The following is a 20,238-nucleotide window of genomic DNA, read 5'->3' as shown; positions in this document are numbered from 1 at the left end:
TGGAGATAAGATGATAGATGTTCAGCCTATTGTACAAGAGCTAGTGAACGCAACTTTTGGCCATTTGGAAAATGATTATACGATTCGCCATGTCAAACTTGTTGATTTAGAGTGGCTTTACGTGTTAGAAAAGCTATGCTGGAAAAAGCTAAAATCATCTGATGAAGATATAAGAAATCGCATAAAGAATTACCCACAAGGGCAATTTGTGCTTTGTTATCGTGATTCTATTGTAGGCGTTGTTTACAGCCAAAGAATTCAGAGTGTAAAACAGTTGGAAGGAAAGACATCTGTAACTGTATGCGAACTTCACGATGCATCTGCATCAATAGTACAACTATTGGCAGTTAACATTGATCCTGGCGCGCAAAATTTGGAGTTGGGAAATTTCTTATTGGAATTTATTTTACGTTACTACGAAGAAATAGGAATAAAATCGATTGTTGGCGTAACATTGTGTAAAAATTATGACACAAAGAAGTCTCTGTCTTTTCTAGAATATATTGAAAAGCGAAATAAGTATGGAAATACCGAAGATCCCATACTTTTTTTTCACGAATCTCATGGAGCCACAATTGAAGGAGTGTTACCAAATTATCGTTCTCTTGACACAGCCAATGAATGCTACGGAGTTTTAGTACGATATAACCTTCTTAATCGCAGTTCTCTACAAAAGATAGATACTAAGAAAAGCAAGTGCAAAAGTACAGCTTATACGACAAAAGAGATTTACACTTATTTAGAAGAAATTGTAAAGAGCGCTTTGGGGGAGAAACAAGGGAATTTCTCGTTGAGCAGTCCTCTCATGGAAATGGGGCTAGATTCCTTGGATTTGTTAGTACTGCAGGACAAAATATCTCATAACTACAATATAGAGCTAGAGTCGGAATTCTTTTTTCAGTATAACACACTTAAAAAGGTAGAGAATTATCTAATTGAAGCACTTATTATAGAACAACAAGAAATCACAAATATTATTTCTACGCAAAAACAACCTACGCACAAACTAGGTACGCAAGATATTGCTATTGTCGGTATGGCTTGCAAACTTCCTGGGGGGATTGAAACCCCAGAAGAACTTTGGCAAATTTTAAAGAATGGAGAGAATGTCATCTCTCAATGCCCCGAAGGAAGAGTTGCATGGCCACAAGACATAAATCCAATGATTCGCAAAGCGATCAATTATGGTGGCTTCATTTCTAATGTTGAAAGTTTTGATGCGAATTTATTTCGAATTTCTCCAAGAGAAGCAGAATACATGGACCCTCAACAGAGGATACTATTGGAATTGTCTTGGTCTTGTTTGGAGAATGCAGGTGTCAATATTGAAGAATCTACCAACGAAGATACTGGAGTATTTATTGGAGCTAGTGGTTCTGACTATACGCGTTTACTTCAAGAAGAAGGAGTGGAGGCTAGTCCGCACTATCCTGTAGGAAGTTCTTTGGCTTTGCTGGCAAACCGGATTTCATATTTTTTTAATTTTTGTGGTCCAAGTATGCAGATTGATACGGCTTGTTCTTCGTCCTTAGTTGCTGTTCATAACGCTGTGCAAGCTATACAGCGACAAGAATGCAGTCAAGCTTTGGTGGGAGGGATTAATATAATTTGCCATCCTGCGAATAGCATTGCTTACCAACAAGCAGGTATGTTAGCTCCCGATGGGAAATGCAAAACGTTTGATGCCAAGGCAAATGGTTATGTTCGTTCGGAAGGGGCTGTTGTTTTATTGTTGAAGCCACTAGATGTCGCACAACAAGATCACGACTTCATCCATGCTGTTATTAAAGGTAGCGCCGTAAATCACGGTGGATTATCTGGAGGAGTAACTGTTCCTAATCCCGAAAAACAAGCAGAATTATTAGTTGGCGCGTGGAAAAATTCTAGAATAGCTCCTGAAGATTTAAGTTATTTAGAGGCACATGGGACAGGGACTTCCTTAGGAGATCCTATTGAAATTAGTGGAATACAAAAAGCTTTTCATTTATCTTCTACTACAAAATCTTGCGGAGTTGGTTCTCTAAAAACAAATCTAGGACATTTAGAGGCCGCTGCAGGAATTGCCGGACTATTAAAACTAGTGCTATGTCTAAAGTATAAAGAGTTACCTGCCTCGATTTATTTTCAAAATTTAAATCCCAAAATTGATCTAAAAAAATCTCTGCACATCGTAGATAAATACCAAAAATGGAATGCAAATCATGATTTGTTATGCGCTGGAGTGAGTAGCTTTGGTTCAGGAGGTACTAATGCCCACATTGTTGTTGAAGAACACACACCTATGTCTTATTGCACATTTCCCGCAGAAGATGTATATCTGTTTACGCTTTCTGCGAAAAACATTGATTCTTTGCGCAACTATGTAAAAAAAATATTAACATGGACGAATGAACACCAGCATTCTACGCTTTTTATGGACTTTATTTATACGCTTCAAATTTCTCGAACAAATATGACTGAACGTCTAGCGATGAAAGTAAGGAGTTTTTCAGATTTGCAATATAAATTACGTAAATGGCTTTCTGAAAAAATACCTGAGAATTGCTGGCAAAAAAATATTTCACAATCACAAGGTGAACTTAAAAACCTACCACAAGGGAATGCTCTTCATGAATATATAAAGAACGCTACTGAAGAGCAGAATTTGCAGCAACTTTCTAAGTTATGGATATTGGGAATTGATATTAATTGGAGGTCGTTGTACAAAAATTTACCGCAGAAAATTCCTATTGTAACATACCCTTTTTCTAGGAAAAAACATTGGATAGAAGCAAAGCGGTTATCTAGTAGAAGTGGTGTTCATCCTTTACTCCACGAAAATACTTCGAATTTATCGGAGCAACGTTTTACTTCAACGTTTACAGGGCAAGAATCTTTTTTGCAAGATCATCATATCAATAAACAAAAAGTCCTACCCGCTGTGGCTTATTTGGAAATGGTTCGCGTTGCTGTAAAAAAATCGCTTGGAAAATCAAGAAAAGATATGGTAGTTATCATTAAAAATAGTGTATGGATACAGCCTTTTATTGTTGAGGATGTGAGTTCCGAGTTACATATTCGACTATCTCCATCAAATGATGAAGAAATTATTTACGAAGTTTATACGCAATGTGAAGAAAAACGCGTTGTTTATACTCAAGGAAGTGCCACTTTGCAAAAAAAAGCAGAGCTGCGAACGCTAGACATTACAAAATTAAAATCGCAAGCTTCGCAAAAAATCATTGAAGCTAGTCGCTGTTACCAAAACTTTATGTCGTCTGGGATGATTTATGGTCCAAAACACAGAGGGATTGAGCGGATTTTTTACACTGAAAATCAAGCAATAGCAAAGTTGCATTTACCTATAACAGAAGCAGACAATGAGTATGTTATTCATCCAGGCTTGGTTGATTCAGCGCTTCAATCAGCGATACAGTTTGTTATTACACACCGCCTTCAGTATGGACAGTATCTGCCGTTTACCCTAGGAGAAATCAGGATACTAAAATCCTGCACAGAGGAAATGTACGCCTGGGTACGTTACGCGAATAATAATAGTTCTTTAGACATTGATCTTTGTGATAAAGAAGGCCGTGTTTGTATAGAAATAAGAGAACTGGCATTTCGAATGCTTAGCGAAGTAGCAAATACCAATGAGCAAAGTGTTTTGTTGTCAACTCCTGTGTGGGAACATCAACCACACAGAGAACAAATTGCCGAGAAACGCGATTTGCACCATTTTGTTGTGTTGTGTGAAATATCAGGCGACAAACATCAACTACAAAATTTACTGACCCAAAGTGAATGCTGTGAGTTACATTCTCAAAAACAAAGTATTGCGTTGCGTTATACAGAATACGCTACTCGTTGTATGCAGCTAATTAAAGAAATATTAAACAAAAATTTTGCGAAAAAAATTGTTGTGCAAGTGGTTGTTCCGTGCGCGCCTGAATCGTCACTACTTACTGGAATCTCAGGTGTGTTGAGAACAGCAATGTTAGAAAATACAAAAATTGTAGGGCAAATTATTAGCATAGCTGACGAAGAAATCTCAAAAGACTTAGCTTACAAGCTAAATAAAGAGAAAGATAATCTCGACGATTTTGCTATTAAATACGAACAAAAAAAGCGCTTTGTTTTAACTTGGCAACAACTAAGTGATTCGACAAAAGAAGTAACATTTCAATTCGAAGATAATAGTCTATATCTCATTACAGGTGGTTTAGGTGGTTTAGGTTTTTTATTTGCCAAGCATATTTTTTCACAAACAAATAATACGAAGCTTGTTGTTGTTGGTCGGTCAAAGCTTTGCACACAAAAAGAATTGCAAGTTCAAGAGTTGCAGGGGGAAGTCAGTTATCACTCTCTTGATATCTCAAATTTAGAAGAAGTAGATGCGTTAGTTAAAAGCATAAAAAAGGAGTCCAATCCACTTCGTGGGGTTATTCATGGAGCTGGAATTATTTCTGACAATTTGATGATAAACAAAACAGCAGAAGAGTTTAAAAAAGTCTTTGCACCTAAAGTTACAGGAACTATAAATTTAGATACGGCTACCAAGGACATAGTTCTCGATTTTTTTGTACTATTTTCATCAAGTATGGGAGTAATAGGAAACGTAGGGCAAGCAGATTATGCATCAGCAAACGCCTTTATGGATCAATTTGCTGCATATCGCAAGACGCTCGTTTCACAACAACAACGCTTTGGAAAAACTGTCTCTATTGCTTGGCCTTTGTGGGAAAATGGTGGAATGAAAGTGGAGAAATCCACCGAAATAATGATGAAGAAAACTTGGGGAATTATACCAATGAAAACATCCATTGGTATAGAAGCATTTTATAAAAGTCTAAGCTATGATTACCCTCAAATTTTAGTGATGACAGGTGTGCTTGCAAAAATAAAAGAATGTCTTGCTTTGCACACTGTCGAAAAGATTCCTCAAAAAACAAGTAACGATGGATCTAAAAAAATTCGCACTATTCTTGTCCAAATCGCTTCTACTACATCTAAAATAGAGGAGTGTCATATTGACTCATCGATGGAGCTTAGTGAGTATGGTTTTGACTCTATTACTTTTACGGAATTTGCCAATCAGTTAAATGAAAGATATGATTTAAATTTAACTCCAGCGATATTTTTTGAATACCCAACTATTGATGAGCTTACTAATTATCTTATAAGTGAGTTTGAATCTTCTTTTACTACCGAATTTTCTATACCTGTAATTTCAGAAGATGAATTGTTTACACAAGAAGTTTCTAAATCTACACAACTAAATACCTTTAGAGAAATACGACCTTTACATACCATGGTTCCTGAAAATGGAAACGAGGCAGTTGCTATTGTAGGAATGAGTGGTTGTTTTCCCGGAGCCAAGAACATCGAACAATTTTGGAAGAACCTAGTCACAGGAAAAAATTGTATCAGTGAAATACCTGAAAATCGTTGGGATTGGCGTGAACATTATGGTGATCCTACGCAAGAATCAAATAAGACCGATATTATTTGGGGTGGGTTCATGGAAAATATCGCAGAATTTGATCCTCTTTTCTTTAAAATTTCTCCCCAAGAAGCAAAATTAATGGACCCTCAACAAAGATTACTCATGATGCATGTATATCATGCGTTAGAAGATGCCGGGTATAGCGCGAGCGAACTATCGGGAAGTAATACTGGTATTTTTGTCGGAATGACTAGTAGTGATTATAAAACTCTCATTGCCAAAGCAAACCTACCCATTGAAGGATATTCATTTACGGGAATGTTGCCTTCTATGGGGCCTAATCGCATGAGCTATTTTTTAAATTTACACGGTCCAAGTGAACCTATTGAAACAGCTTGTTCTTCTTCTCTTGTTGCGATACATCGGGCGGTACAGTCAATAAATACAGGGAATTGTGACGCTGCTCTTGTAGGTGGTGTCAATACGATGATAACGCCAGAGGCTCATATTAGTTTTGGCAAAGCGGGTATGCTAAGTAAGGATGGGAAATGCAAAACATTTTCTTCTAATGCTAATGGTTACGCGCGTGGCGAAGGCATAGGCGTTTTGTTTCTAAAAAAATTAACACAAGCAGAAATCGACGGTGATCATATTTACGGAGTTGTTCGCGGAAGTTCAGAAAATCATGGAGGAAGAACTGTTTCCTTAACGGCTCCTAGTCCAAGAGCTCAAGCCGAAGTAATTAAAGCAGCTCATTTAAAATCGCAACTAGATCCTAGAACAATTACCTATATAGAAACTCATGGTACTGGTACTCCACTAGGAGACGAGGTGGAGTTAAATGGATTAAAGATGGCCTTTGAGGATTTGTATAAACAAGAAAATGTAAATAACCATTTGACATCTCATTGTGCAATTGCCTCCCTAAAAACAAATATTGGTCATTTAGAGTTCGCAGCAGGAATTGCTGGTGTTATTAAGATATTACTGCAATTTAAGTACGAAAAACTCGTCAAATCATTGCATTGTAATGAAGTAAATCCACATCTAGATTTAGAAAATAGCCCTTTTTATATTTTAAAAGAAAATCAAAAGTGGATACGAATAAAAGATGATTTTGGGCACGAAATTCCCAAGAGAGCAGGTGTGAGCTCTTTTGGTATTGGTGGAGTCAATGCTCATGTTGTTTTAGAAGAATATAATAGGCCAGAGAGGTTGTCTGCTGAAATAAAAGTATCTGCTATTGTTCCTCTTTCAGCAAAAACAAGGAAACAGCTGAAGCAACGAGCACAAGACTTATTAGATTACTTATGTTTAAATAAAGAAGACATACCAATTGATCTTTCGTCTGTTGCTTATACATTACAAGTTGGACGAGAGGCTATGAAAGAAAGACTGGCTATTGTCGCAGAATCTGTAGATGATTTAAAAGAAGGCTTGAGAAGATTTTTAAGTGATGATCAAGCAGAGAATATATACCTAGGTACAGTTCATGGTAATGAGCGAGCTCAGCCAAGTTTGGATTTGTACATTCAACAGAAAAAGCTAATAAATGTAGCAGAGTTATGGGTGAATGGATCACTTGTTAATTGGCTAAAATTTTACGACACAAAACAACAGCGAATAAGTCTCCCTACATATCCTTTTGACAAAGAAAATTATTGGGTGACAGACAGTAATTTTCTTTGCCAAGATTTGAAAAAAACAGATCTTACAAAAACAAAATACACTTTGCTCAAAACAATAGAACGTCAGCAACTCGATGAAAAACAAGAGGACTTTATTCGCCAATTGTCAAACCAGTATTCCCAGTTTACTATAAAATCGAAAGAGCTTTCAGAACAGTTTCATCGTGTATTTGCTGATCCTAGAAGACCTCTACACTTTATTAAAATGCTCAAAGATTTTCATTATCCTTTGACCTATGAAAAGGGAGAAAAGGCGTATGTGTTTGATATAGATGGTAATAAATATATTGATATATCTTGTGATATGGGAGTGAATTTACTTGGTCATCAAGCTACATGTATACAAAAAGCCATTGAAGAATCTCTGAATAAAGGTGTATACCTCACTGGTTATTCTAAAAAGATTGGTGAAACCGCAGAACTTTTTAAAGAAATGACCGGTTTTGAACGCGTAATGTTTGCCCAATCAGGGACAGAAGCTGTTATGTGGGCTGTTAGACTTGCTCGAGCTGCAACAGGAAAAAATAAAATAGTGATTTTCGAGGAAGCATACCATGGTCTTGCAGACGTAGTTTTGGCATCTAAAGGACAAGAAGGCTCAAGCGTTCCTAAGGCCCCTGGCTTACAACAAAGTTATGCCGATGATTTGATTGTGCTCGATTACGGGGAAGAGCAACAATTACAAATTATCGCAGAACAGGAGAATATCGCTGCTGTATTGATCGAGCCTGTTCCAAGTAGGCATCCTTATTTACAACCTTGTGAGTACTTGCAAAAAATACGAGCGATTACTCGCGAAAGGGGCATAGCACTAATCTTTGATGAAATGATCACTGGTTTTCGCGTTCATCCTCAAGGAGCCCAAGGCTATTTTGGGGTGCAAGCTGATATAGCAACATATGGCAAACTAGTTTCTGGTGGTATACCAACAGGTGTTGTTGCAGGAAGTTCAAAATATATGGATTGGGTAGACGGAGGTCAATGGTCGTTTCACGATGACTCAATTCCTGGATTACAAAGAACTGTCACCGGAGGAACCCATGCAAAAAACCCTCTCAAAATAGATACTATGTACGCTATACTCAGCGAATTAAAGGAGCAGGGACCGAAGTTGCAAAAGGATTTGAATGTAAAAACGCAAGGCTTAGTACAACAGTTAAATAACCTGTTTGATAAAAAAAGAATACCAATTAAAGTAGAATGTTTTGGTTCTCTTTTCCGTTTTAGATTTCTTGATTACTATTTCGGCTTAACAGAGGCACTGTTTTTCTACTTGTTGCGAATGCATGGTGTAGAGACTTTCGTCCAAGGAAATTGCTTTTTAACAACAACACACACTGATGAAGATATAAACGAGATTGTTATTGCTGTAGAAAATAGTCTCGATATTTTATTAGAGCAACGATTTTTCTACGATACATTATCATTACAAAACGGTAACAATGTTGCCGAAAATTTATCTTCTGATATCTCTTGTGAAAATATTGTCAATGATTTAAAACTGATGATGGTAGATGTTCTTGGAATAGCTCTGGAAAATATAGATGAGGAGGAGGACTTTAGCTACATGGGAGTGGATTCTATTATTGCAATTAATCTAGCGATAATCATATCCCAAAAATACACCATTGAGTTTTCTTCTGTCAAACTAGCAACCAGCAATACAATTACTAAGTTATCGCAAACATTATTTACCGATTATAACGAAGTTTTTGTAAAAAATGCTGCACCGAGCAAAGAAAAATGTGCATCTAAAAATATAGAGATTTCTGTTTCTGATGAAGTACCGCAAAACGATATTGCTATTGTAGGAATGAGCGCCTCATTACCAAATGCGCCGAATTTAGAGATTTTTTGGAAAAATTTGATCAGTGGCCAAAATTCGATTAGCGAAATTCCCAAGTCTAGATGGGATTGGCAAAAGTATTACTCTGAAAATAGAGAAGTGGGAAAAACAAAAAGTAAGTGGGCAGCTCTTCTCGAAAATATTAGTGAATTTGACCTTTCTCCTTTTCAGATTTCACCAGAAGAAGCGAAATCAATAGATCCCCAAGAAAAAATAGTTATTACTGAAATATATAAAGCTTTACAAGACGCTAACATACCTATAAAGATTCTAGCCGGTTCAAAGACCGGAGTATTCATTGGCTATGAATACTCTGAACATCAACAGTATTTGCAACAAATAAGAAATAAAGATCAGTTACCACTGAGTTCTTCTATCGCATCGTATTATTTGGCAAATCGCGTATCGTACTTGCTCGATTTAAGAGGACCAAGTGAAGCAATCAATGTAAATTGTGCTTCATCTGCAGTATCGATAAACAGAGCGTACTATTCTTTATTAAATTATGAGAGTGATATAGCAATTGCAGGAGGAGTTTGCTTACATCTTTTTCCTGAAGATTATATTGCAACAAGTAAACTGCTTTCTGCTGATGGCAGTTGTGGGGTTTTTGATCAGAATGCTAATGGGTATACACGCGGTGAAGGGTGTGGTATTGTTATTCTCAAACGGCTCAATGATGCCAAAAGAGATGGAGATTATATATACGCAACCATAAAATCTTCTTGCCAAAATAATCGAGGTTTTGCCAAAACAATTTCACATATCAATCCAAGTAGTATTACGAATGTAATGAAAGACTGTTACAAAAGAGTAAATATTGACCCAAAAACAATACGCTATATTGAAGTGGATGGCTACTGCACAAAGAAAGGCGATGCACTGGAATATCAAGGAATCAAGCAAGTCTTCATGAATAATCTAAGTGCCTTTGAAAAGCATTGTGCGTTAGGTAGCGTTAAGGGAAATATCGGGCATTTGGAGCCTGCAAGTGGGGTTGTAAGTGTTATTAAAATTGCTCTGGCAATGTCACATAAGCTATTTCCGCGAACAATTACCTGCAAAACAATGAGTGAACTTATTGATATTAAATCTAGTACGCATCCGTTATATTTTGCAAATAGAAATTTGCACTTTGATGAGTTAGGGGAATGCCCTATTCGCGCAGGAGTCAATTCATTTGCTGATAGCGGTGTAAATGTACACATACTTCTGGAGGAGTCACCAAGCAAACCTCAAAATAGAACGCGACCTACAAAATGAAAAGATACGAAAAGATTTCTACGAATGTAGCGATTATAGGAGCAGGGTTTTCAGGAATTTGCATGGCGATACAGCTACAAAAAGCAGGTATCAATGACTACTGCATTTTTGAAAAAACGGATGGAATTAGTGGAACTTGGCATAAAAATGATTACCCTGGAGCCTCTTGCGATATCCCTTCGTATTTGTATTGTTATTCTTTTGAACTTAATCCTAACTGGTCAAGCGTATATCCTACTCAGTCAGAGATTAAAAAATATGTTGAGCAGTGTGTTGAAAAATACCAAATTAAGTCGCAAATACATTTTGGAAAGTCTATTTGTAGAGCTTGCTTTGATGAAGAGAAGGCGATTTGGAAGTTAATTACAGTCGAAGGTACAGAGATATCTGCTCGCGTTGTTGTAAGTGCTTGTGGTTTACTCGATACACCAAACATTCCTGATATCGAAGGTCTCAAAAATTTTCGCGGCACTGTATTTCATTCATCGCGCTGGAATCATAATGACAATTTGGCCAATAAAAAAGTCGCTATTATTGGTAGTGCAGCGAGTGCCGTACAAATATCTCCGCAAGTGGCACCTGCGGTAGAAAAGCTAAATATCTTCCAGAGAAGCCCCAACTATATTATTCCTCGTCGAAATCGTTGTTATTTATCGATAGAAAAAACTACTTTTCGTTATTTTCCACTTCTTCTACGGTTTATTCGAACATGTATGTATTTTTATCGAGATCTTACTTTCTCCATGTTTCTGACAAATGGAGTGGTACGGAAATTAGCTAAAAAGATCTCGCTTAGGCATTTGCAAAGGCAAGTTCCCAATTTAGAATTACGCGCGAAATTAACCCCGAAATATGCTTTGGGGTGTAAGCGTATTCTTATTTCTGATGATTTTTACCCTACTTTGTCCCGAAAAAATGTTGAGCTAATTACTGCTCCAATTAGTAGAATTGTGCCTAGAGGAATTATAACGACAGATGATAAGAGTTATGAAGTAGATTCTATTGTTATGGCTACGGGGTTTGAGACGGTAAAATTTCTTTCTTCGATGGAGATTATTGGACTTAATAATATTAGATTGCAAGAACAGTGGTCAAGTGGACCTCAAGCATATTATGGAGTCTCTGTTGCGAACTTTCCTAATTTTTTTCTTTTGTTAGGCCCTAACACCGGACTAGCACATAATTCGATTATATTTATGATAGAAGTTCAAGTGCAACATATTTTGAGATGTATCAAAAAATTAAGGGATAATAAGTATATTGTAGTGAAGAAGTGCGCTATGGAGAAATTTAACCATCACATTCATGAAGATTTGAAGAATACAGTTTGGCAAGAAAGCTGTTCTAGCTGGTATAAAACCAAAGAAGGAAAAATACCAGCGATATGGCCGTACAGTTGCACAAAGTATTGGTATTTAGCTCGCAAACCAAACCCCAAATCATACGATCTTATTTAGGAAAAGAACATATGGAACAAAAATCAATTTTTATTACAGGTGCTGCCTCTGGAATAGGAAAAGCAACAGCGATTACATTTGCCAAAGAAGGGTGGTTTGTTGGTCTTTTCGATACCAATGAAGATGGTCTAAAACAGTTAGCGGATCAAATTGGAAGTAATGTCTGTTATAGAAAGTTAGACGTGACTTCTTATGAACAAACTGAAGAAGGAGTTGCTTATTTTGCAGAAAAAACAAATAACAAAATGAATGTATTATTTAACAATGCTGGTATCATGCATATGGATTTTTTCGATAAAATATCGCGCAATGATCATATGAAGGCTATCAATGTCAATATTGTTGGAGTTGTAAACGGTGTTTTAGCGTCTTTGGAACTGTTGAAAAACACACCAAAATCTCATATTATTTCGATGAGCTCGGCATCTGCTTTTTATGGAACACCTGAATTAGTAACATATTCAGCCACAAAGTTTTTTGTTCGCGGCTTTACTGAAGGGCTCAATCTAGAATTAGAAAAATACAATATTACTGTTAGTGATTTAATGCCCTATTATGTAAAAACACCAATGATTAATGACCAGAAATACCAAGCGAATACAGTAAGAAAAATGGGTGTTAATTTAACCCCTGAACAAATAGCAAAAACTGTATGGAAAGCGGCCCACAAAAAGAAAGTGCATTGGGTTCCTGCCAACACTATAAAAAACCTAATTTCATTTATAAAATTACCTTTTCTCGGAAAAACTTCTATGAAGTGGCTGAGTTAAGTGCGTTTTAGTGTGAATATCAAAAATACAGAATAATATGTCAAAAGGTAGGGGTTTCCCTATACGAAATAATAGGAGTTGAATGTGGATATTTCTAATTTGTCGCCTTTAGAATTAATAGATCTAGAGCGTTACCCGATTACACAAATGAGTAGCCCATCTGGAGTAAAAATGATCGCTGACTGTCATCAGCAAATCAAAAAAAATGGTTCATGTGTACTTCCCGGCTTTTTGAAAAAAGAAGTTATTGACGAAATAGCAAAAGAATGCGATACACTCTCTCATCTAGCTTATCATAACATAGAGTCTTATAATAATTACGATCCCAAAGGTGATTTAGATTTTCCAAATAATCACCCTAGAAATAGGTGGTTTTATTCAAGTAATAATTTGTTGGCTTATAATTACATTCCGCAAGAATTCAAACTTTATAAGTTATACCACTGTGATATTTTTGCTGAGTTCATCGCAAGTATTTTACAAATGAAAAAAATTTACTGTTTCAATGATGAATTTCAAGCATTAAATATCTCATTTATGCAAGACGGTGATCACTTTAATTGGCATTACGACTTTAATGATTTTATTATCACTATATTATTGCAAGAACCAGAAATAGGTGGTGAATTTGAATTTGTACCTAATATACGAAATGAAAAAGAGCAAAACTATCCACAAGTAGAAAAGCTCTTTGATACAGGCGAACATACTCGTAAAGAAACATTAACATTACGCGCTGGTACTCTGACTCTCTTTCAAGGAATGAACTCGATGCATCGCGTTAAATGTGTCTATGGAAAAAAGAAACGGATCGTCTCTATTCTTTGCTATCACAGTAAAGAAAACTTTAAGACTATGGATGAACAAAATGCCTATGCCTACGGTTCTCGGGCGGTAGAAATAATGGAAAAAAAAGACAGGTGGTATAACTTTGGGAAATTACGGAGAAAAGTAAGAAGATACATAATGGACAATCTTTAAACCAATTTTCATAAATTTCTGATCGAGATAAGAGTGCCGAAGGCGGTAAATGTAAAATTGATAACAACCGTGTTTATATTCTATTCAGACTTATCCGGCAAATTTATGATTTGATTTCCTTGTAGTTTGACAACAGACAAACTTGGAAATTGCAAAAGCTCTTTAGGAAAAGGAATAAAATTATTATGGGAAAGATCAACAACTCTTAGGTTCTGGCATTGTGATTTTTTTTGGTAATCGATCTATGTCATTAAATGAAACATTTAACGTAGATAAAATAAACTACGCAACTTAGTGGTGTTTCGTTGTTTATTGTGTCTATATCCTAAGCATAATGTAAACAAAATAAAAGCAGCAATTTTTACTATATAATCTTCTCTTTTTGTAGTTTTGTTTTTAGCCAAGTAACGATTTCTGTGTCTCTACCTGAGTTGTCAACTTCCATGAATTTTAACATTAGCTCGTTATCTAAAGAGGCAAAAACTTTTTTTATGTGTATGCCTATTTTTTTGTAGATTTTGTAAGGCAAAGTTTTTTCTAATTTACTTAATCTAAACGCTGTGTCATGAAATTTTATTACTTCGAGAACTTGTTTATCTATTGTGTGTTTTTTGGCAAATTCGTATGAATACATTGCATGGGCGGGGACATAGCCTTTGTCAGGTTGTTTTCCTATTTCTTTGATAAAATTTTGGCTTGCTTCTAAATAAAATTTTGAATTTTTTGCGTTTGAAGGCATGTATTTATTGATATTGTCAACTAATTCTCCTAGTTTTCCCATATCATGTATTATTCCAATAATTCTTAGTTTTTCATAATCGCGATCACTTTTGAAATTGGCTTCTATATATTGTAGAATATTTTCAATGTGGTAACCTAATTGTCCTTCCAAATGTCCTTTTCTTACTTTTCCTAAATCAAGTGCTATTTGAAACTGTGGATCAGCGAGTACCCGACTTTCCACTGGGTTTATTGCTTGTATATTATATTTCATTTGTCAGTGCACATTTCTAACAGGTCAGCTGGTATATGCTCACATAAATAAACATTATTTTCTGAAATATAAAACTGGATACCATCAGCAAGAGCTTTTTCAATGTTTATTTTTAAAAGAATGGGGTTTTTATCATAGCGTTTTCCCACTTTTACTGCGGTTTTAATATCTGCGGAGAGATGCACGTGATGCCTGTTCATAGGAAGAAGTCCACTGCTTTGTATTTTTTGCCATGCTCTTTTCGATGTTCCATGGTATAAATTTTGTTTCGGAATAATTTTAGAGAATTGAACTTCGACGTTTTTATTTGAATGTCCTTGGTTCGCACGCATACGACCATTTTTAATGGTAAAACGTTGCTTATTACAGTTTTCGACAACTTGACGTATATTTTCTTCGTTTAATGTACGCCAAGTAGGAGAACTTTTTTGTATTTTTTGTAGTAAAACTTGTAGTTCACACCAACCTTCGTGATCAAGTTCAAGTCCTATGACTTCCGGTCTATGCCTTAAAATAAGAGCCATAAATCTCGACAGCTTTTTTTGTAGTGGTTCATTGAGTTGCATTTTGGCTTACCTAAAAAAACTAAAATAAATGATTGCTATAGTAAGAATAAACGCAGTGATGATAATTATGCGATTTTTTTGCAAGAAGCTATCTTGAACGATTGTTTTTCCTTGTAGATATAGATCTAAATCTTGTTTCATTTCTTCAGCGTTTTTGTAGCGTTTTTTACGCTGTTTTTGCAAAGACTTTTCTGCAATATATTCAATAGCTTTTGGAACTTCGTTGTTGATTTTAGATAGTGCTACAGGAGTTTGCACCTGGATATTACCGATAATATCTTCGATGTTTTTTCCTTCAAAAGGTAATTTTCCGCCTATGAGCTCGTAAAAAATAATTCCCAATGAAAAAACATCACTTTGTTGATCGACTTGTCTTTGTATACCTTTAGCTTGTTCTGGAGACATATAGTGAGGAGTGCCAAGGATTTTGATTCCTCCTATATTGTGTTCGCTTTGTATAATGCTAAATTCGGTTATGATTGGATCTCCAGCGCTATCAATAAAAATATTATCAGGAGTTAGGTTACGGTGATAAATATTTTTTTGATGAGCAAAATGTAAAGCTCTCGCTATTTTTTGAACAATTTCCACTGCACGAGGAATTGATATACCGCGTGATTTCAGTTTTTTTAGTGAGTGACCGTCTATGAGCTCTGCAACAAAAAATGGCGGATCGTTATCTTTGTATATATTGTATATTCTTTCGATGTGTGGGTGTTCTAAAGATTTTGTTCTTTCGATATCTTGAAAAAAGCGATCTAAATCTATTGCTGTATATTCTTTTTCTGGAGAGATTTCTTTGATGGCAACACGATTATCGTTTTTAGTATTACGCGCTTTATAAATTCTTCCTACAGAAGTTTGGGCAATTTCTTCTAGTACTTCATAATGAGCATATTGTTTTTGAGGTCCACGAGAACGCTTTACAAGACCTGGTAGTTCCCTTGTCGCACCCAAGTTCATTTCTTTTTGGATTTGTTTGTGAATAACCTCTAACTGTTCCTCGGTAATAATTCCTTCTTCTAAAGCAATTTCTTCTAAACTAAGTTCGCTGCCTTGAGACTGCTTTTCGCTGAGCATTTGTAGTTGTGGTCTATCTAAGTAGCTTGTTTTTATCGCTGCTTTTTTGAAAAAAAAGTCTTTATGTGAAGCCATATTTTCGCCTTTGTAAAATTAGAACGCGTTGATACGCTCTATTTCCAAATAAACATTTCTCCCTGAGCACTAGCGCTACACAAAGTCATTTCTACAGGTGAAAAAGAAATTGACTCAATTTGCGAGGTATGCCCCGATAGCTTTTTGATGAAGGTACCTTTCTCTACATCCCATAAGTGTATTTTTTTATCTTTTGATCCCGAAGCTAATACAGTGCTATTATGTGTAAACGATAATGCCGTAACCGACATCTTATGTCCTTTTAAAACATGCTTTTCGCGAAGTTTTTTGTTGTATTTTTTTGAAATAGGCCACAATTTTACGCGATAGTCGCCACCACCAGAAGCTAGCCATTTGCCATCAGGTGAATAGCATAAAGAAAGAACGACACCGTTGTGTACATTAGAGTGTAATACGTATCGTCTTCTGTGTAAATCTATGATGCGCAAGTTGCCGCTGTGGTGTCCCATTGCTAAATATCGTCCATCAGGTGACAAAGCCATACATGAAATATGGCGATCAAAGAAACGGATGAGATCACCTAAATCTCGATCATATAGATCTGAGTGACTTACGCGCCAAACACCACCTACTTGCGAGTGGTTAAAAAAATCAGGTGTTGATTTTCCAGTAATATCGGCGAAAAAAGATGCTGTAAAACGAATTGCTGGAGAGATTTTTAAATGCTGCGAAGTCACTGGTGAAGTAGATTGTATACTGATTGGTTTGTAGCTACTCGTACTCCATACTACTTTTTTGCCGTCATTTCCAGCACCTACTAAATATTTTCCTTCGTGGTCGAAACAAAGCCCCCATATTCTATCCGAATATAGATTCAGTTTTCGAAAAATACGCATATCTTTCCATTTTAAGAATTCAGCAAGAACTGTTACCTTGTGTTCTTTAGTGTTACCCCATATATCTTTTACGGTAATGGGAATGACTGCTTTTTCGCTTTGTAAATTCTTCGGAAGCTGTATAGATATGTACCATTTGTCTTTTTTAAACTTGGATACTTTTTTTGACATTACTGTGATTTCTTCGATTTGAGAATCATCGATGGCAATGCCTTGAACCATAACCTTACGGCTATAGATCTTTTCATTTTCTTTGGGAAATTCTATATAGACTTCTGGTGCTGTGTTATCTGTTGTAAATGCATATTTGTAGGTACTGTTGTTTCCTGCAATATCTCTTGCTGTTAACTCGATGCTTTGCTCGCGAAGCGCTAAAGGAAAAGATATTTGCCACCTACTAAAAGAAGCGTTGAGGGGCTGTGCTTCATATTCACCGTAAAAAATTGTATCAACGCGAGTGTTTTCTTGTACTGTTCCTTCGATAACAATATTACGAGAGTTATCTTCTATGAAGTGTTTTGTGACTTGTAGCTTAGGAGGAATAATATCAACATTTACCATGACTTTATGGATAAGATCTTTGTAGTTTTCGCGGTAGTATTCTAAACGTATATGCTGTTGCCCTTGAGGAAGAATAATTTCTGCAGAATAAATGTTACCGCTGTAATTAAGATGCGCACCATTAACGCGTAGATATTCACTGGAAATATGAGGAGGTATATTGATCTCTACAACATTGAGTCTTTGAGATAATATTTTACCAGTAGTGGGTGAGACGATTAAACAACTTTGTAACTCACTTCTCAATGACTGTTGAGCTGCTTCATACTTAGTCTGCCATAATGGCAATCGCGTTTTGGCAACTTTTATAGCTTTCCAGTAATTACGGTTTTGCATTGCTTTTTCGTAACTACTTTGCTTGTTGAGATTGTATATTTTATCGTGTAGTCTTTTGCTTTCCTCAGGAGAAAAATCATTTTGAAGTTTATCGTACCATTTTTTAGCATCTATAGCTTCACCTTGTTGTAGAGCATTATTTAACTTTTTGCGGTAAGACTGTACTTGCAGTCTTTGTAGCTGTTTGTGTAGTAGTTGTTCATGGTTTTTTAGTCCACGATAGCTTTTTATAATGGATGTCGCTATGTCGTATTCTTGTTTGCTTACTTTTTGATTTATTTCCTGAGAAGTTTGATAGAATTTTATATATTCAGTTAATATTTGCTGGGTTTTTTTGTTAAATTCTTGTGGGAATTTAACTTTTTGTGGAGAAATTTTCCCTGTAACTAAATCTTGTTGCACTTGTGCATATGCACTATTTGCTATTATTTGTTTTGCTTTGTAAGAAGTCGCTATTTCTTGGCTTTTTCTAGCGAATTCAATTGCTTTTTGCCATTCTTTATTTTCGTAAGAGGCGATTGCTTCGTTAAGTAGCGACTTGTGAGAACTATGAGTGGAATACTTGCTCCATAGTGAAGATACTGACCACAGTATTAATAATAAAGCGGCAGCGGTCACTACTTTTTCAATAACAATACTATAAGAGAACTTAATTTTTCCACGAACTTCTTTCCAAAAATAATTAGCATTTTGATAACGAGATTCTGGATCAGAAGCCAACCCTTTGAGTAGAATTTTACGCAGTTGCGAAGGTAACATTCGTTGCGGTTTTTGTTTTGCGTGAGACTGGGTGTCGAGTAAGTTATATACAAATTCATTTGCTGTACTTCCTGAAACCGGTAATATTCCAGTGTACATTTCATAAATACATACGGCTACCGAATAGAGATCACTACGGTGATCGACCGGGTCATCTAGTAATTGTTCAGGAGAAACATAGTTTAAAGTACCACCACTAATGTTATTTTGGTATTCTTCACAAGAAGCTAAACCAAAATCAAGTATTTTTAAACGAAGATTATTATTTTTGTCATAGTAAACAATTATATTTGATGGTTTTATGTCACGATGAATGATGTTTTTTTTATGAGCGTCCTCTAAACACAAAAGTAGTTGTTTGGTAATTGTGTGTATTTCATCTTTAGTGAGCAACTTTTCCTGCATTATTTCTTTGAGGGTTTTGCCTTCATGGTAATCCATTACGATGTAGAGGTGTCCTTGCCATTCACTAACTTCACGTATGACAACAATTGATTCGTGGATGAAGTGTGAAGCCACACGCGCTTCATTTAAAAAACGCTTTCTCTGAGCTACATTTAGAGAATATTCTAGGCGTAAAAATTTTATAGCGGCAAACTTTGTTAAAATTTCGTCTTTGGCTAAATATACAATTCCCGTTGCACCTTCGCCGATTTTTTTTTCTATTTTGTATTTTTTGGCAACTATTTCACCTGGAGAGATTTTCATTGCGAAAACTCCTTATTCGAAAAAAAGGAAACCATATAGAAGACAATTTTCCTATAATGCGATCTTGTGGTACAAAGCCCCACATACGACTATCTTCACTACTCACAGTATTGTCTCCCATAACAAAATAGCTATTTTTGGGAACAATAATAGGTACACTTCCCCATCCATTTTCGGGCATATCACTGCGATCGAGATATTTGGCCCATTTATATTTATTATAAAAAAGCGTAGCTTGAGGTTTACCATTAATGTATATATTACGGTTTGGTTTTATGTATAACTTTTCTCTAGGTAAACCAATAACTCGTTTTACTAAAAATTTTTTACTATTGTATAAGGACATAAATACAATGATATCACCCCGCATAGGTTTTTGCAGATTTAATAGGCCTTTAAAAACGAGAATGCGGTCATCGTAAAAAATGTTCTTATTTCCCTTTAAGGCAGGATACATAGAATTACTAGTTACGCGGTACAGATCAAAAAACAGAGAAGAGAATACGATATAGATAATGGCAACATATGTTATTGTCTGCCAAAATTTAACGATTTGTTTACTAAGAAAAGTCAAAGAGTTTGTATCTTCGATAAAACACAAAAAATCGTCTGACATATATTTACCTATACTAAAGAGTGTTTGATTGTACTTTTAGACACTCGTTTGTTGTAAAATCGAAATAGGAACACGTCCTAGCAATTTTGGCAGAGATTTAATTTTGTATAACGAATATTTTAACAAAGTAAAAAGAAAGCTGTTTGCAAATCTCGTAGCTAAATACATTAATCTTTCTCTTTATTGTAATAAATATTAGGGGAAAAAGGCAATTACATTTTACTTTTGTGAATATAAAATATAAATTCAATATAAA

At 35.6% G+C, this 20,238-nt stretch carries 9 protein-coding genes; 4 read left to right on the top strand and 5 right to left on the bottom strand.

Features of this window, described 5'->3' with window-relative positions:
- Nucleotides 1-10: 10 nt before the first annotated feature.
- The 4 genes from UABHE_RS26595 (at nt 11) to UABHE_RS26580 (ending at nt 13,430) form a co-directional block, all read left to right on the top strand.
- Nucleotides 11-10,222, top strand: a complete 10,212-nt coding sequence (locus UABHE_RS26595; RefSeq protein WP_372366348.1) for an aminotransferase class III-fold pyridoxal phosphate-dependent enzyme — start codon at nt 11-13, stop codon at nt 10,220-10,222.
- Nucleotides 10,219-11,679: a flavin-containing monooxygenase gene (locus tag UABHE_RS26590; RefSeq protein ID WP_372366347.1), complete on the top strand. Its 1,461-nt coding sequence runs from the start codon at nt 10,219-10,221 to the stop codon at nt 11,677-11,679. The genes UABHE_RS26595 and UABHE_RS26590 overlap by 4 nt, the downstream gene beginning before the upstream one ends.
- A gap of 11 nt (nt 11,680-11,690) precedes the next feature.
- Nucleotides 11,691-12,449, top strand: a complete 759-nt coding sequence (locus UABHE_RS26585; RefSeq protein WP_372366346.1) for an SDR family oxidoreductase — start codon at nt 11,691-11,693, stop codon at nt 12,447-12,449.
- Between the two features lie 84 nt (nt 12,450-12,533).
- On the top strand, nt 12,534-13,430 hold the full coding sequence (locus tag UABHE_RS26580) for a hypothetical protein (RefSeq protein ID WP_372366345.1): 897 nt from the start codon (nt 12,534-12,536) through the stop codon (nt 13,428-13,430).
- A gap of 364 nt (nt 13,431-13,794) precedes the next feature.
- Here the strand turns inward: UABHE_RS26580 and UABHE_RS26575 are convergent, their stop codons facing one another.
- Genes UABHE_RS26575 through lepB form a run of 5 tightly spaced genes read right to left on the bottom strand, consistent with a single transcriptional unit; the run spans nt 13,795 to nt 19,982 of the window.
- Entirely contained in the window at nt 13,795-14,424 is a 630-nt protein-coding gene (locus UABHE_RS26575; RefSeq protein WP_372366344.1) for a hypothetical protein, read from the bottom strand.
- On the bottom strand, nt 14,421-14,990 hold the full coding sequence (locus UABHE_RS26570; RefSeq protein WP_372366343.1) for an RNA 2'-phosphotransferase: 570 nt from the start codon (nt 14,988-14,990) through the stop codon (nt 14,421-14,423). The genes UABHE_RS26575 and UABHE_RS26570 overlap by 4 nt, the downstream gene beginning before the upstream one ends.
- Before the next feature lie 6 nt (nt 14,991-14,996).
- Complete coding sequence (locus tag UABHE_RS26565) at nt 14,997-16,145, bottom strand: serine/threonine protein kinase (protein ID WP_372366342.1); 1,149 nt, start codon at nt 16,143-16,145, stop codon at nt 14,997-14,999.
- 38 nt (nt 16,146-16,183) lie between these two features.
- Nucleotides 16,184-19,366: a WD40 repeat domain-containing serine/threonine protein kinase gene (locus UABHE_RS26560; RefSeq protein ID WP_372366341.1), complete on the bottom strand. Its 3,183-nt coding sequence runs from the start codon at nt 19,364-19,366 to the stop codon at nt 16,184-16,186.
- Nucleotides 19,347-19,982 carry a signal peptidase I gene (gene lepB / locus UABHE_RS26555; protein ID WP_372366340.1) on the bottom strand — a complete coding sequence of 212 codons (636 nt, stop codon included), beginning with the start codon at nt 19,980-19,982 and terminating at the stop codon, nt 19,347-19,349. The genes UABHE_RS26560 and lepB overlap by 20 nt, the downstream gene beginning before the upstream one ends.
- Nucleotides 19,983-20,238 lie beyond the last annotated feature (256 nt).

It is taken from the genome of Candidatus Uabimicrobium helgolandensis, from assembly GCF_041508025.1.
Classification (GTDB): Bacteria; Planctomycetota; Uabimicrobiia; order Uabimicrobiales; family Uabimicrobiaceae; genus Uabimicrobium; species Uabimicrobium helgolandensis.
Note: the sequence above shows the minus strand (reverse complement) of the source record. Positions and strands in the feature narration are given on the sequence as shown.

Excerpts from the sequence above, each read along its gene's own strand:
- UABHE_RS26595 (WP_372366348.1), top strand. The coding sequence starts at position 11 with ATGATAGATGTTCAGCCTATTGTACAAGAGCTAGTGAACGCAACTTTT.
- UABHE_RS26590 (WP_372366347.1), top strand. The coding sequence starts at position 10,219 with ATGAAAAGATACGAAAAGATTTCTACGAATGTAGCGATTATAGGAGCA.
- UABHE_RS26585 (WP_372366346.1), top strand. The coding sequence starts at position 11,691 with ATGGAACAAAAATCAATTTTTATTACAGGTGCTGCCTCTGGAATAGGA.
- UABHE_RS26575 (WP_372366344.1), bottom strand. The coding sequence starts at position 14,424 with ATGAAATATAATATACAAGCAATAAACCCAGTGGAAAGTCGGGTACTC.
- UABHE_RS26570 (WP_372366343.1), bottom strand. The coding sequence starts at position 14,990 with ATGCAACTCAATGAACCACTACAAAAAAAGCTGTCGAGATTTATGGCT.
- UABHE_RS26565 (WP_372366342.1), bottom strand. The coding sequence starts at position 16,145 with ATGGCTTCACATAAAGACTTTTTTTTCAAAAAAGCAGCGATAAAAACA.
- UABHE_RS26560 (WP_372366341.1), bottom strand. The coding sequence starts at position 19,366 with ATGAAAATCTCTCCAGGTGAAATAGTTGCCAAAAAATACAAAATAGAA.
- lepB (WP_372366340.1), bottom strand. The coding sequence starts at position 19,982 with ATGTCAGACGATTTTTTGTGTTTTATCGAAGATACAAACTCTTTGACT.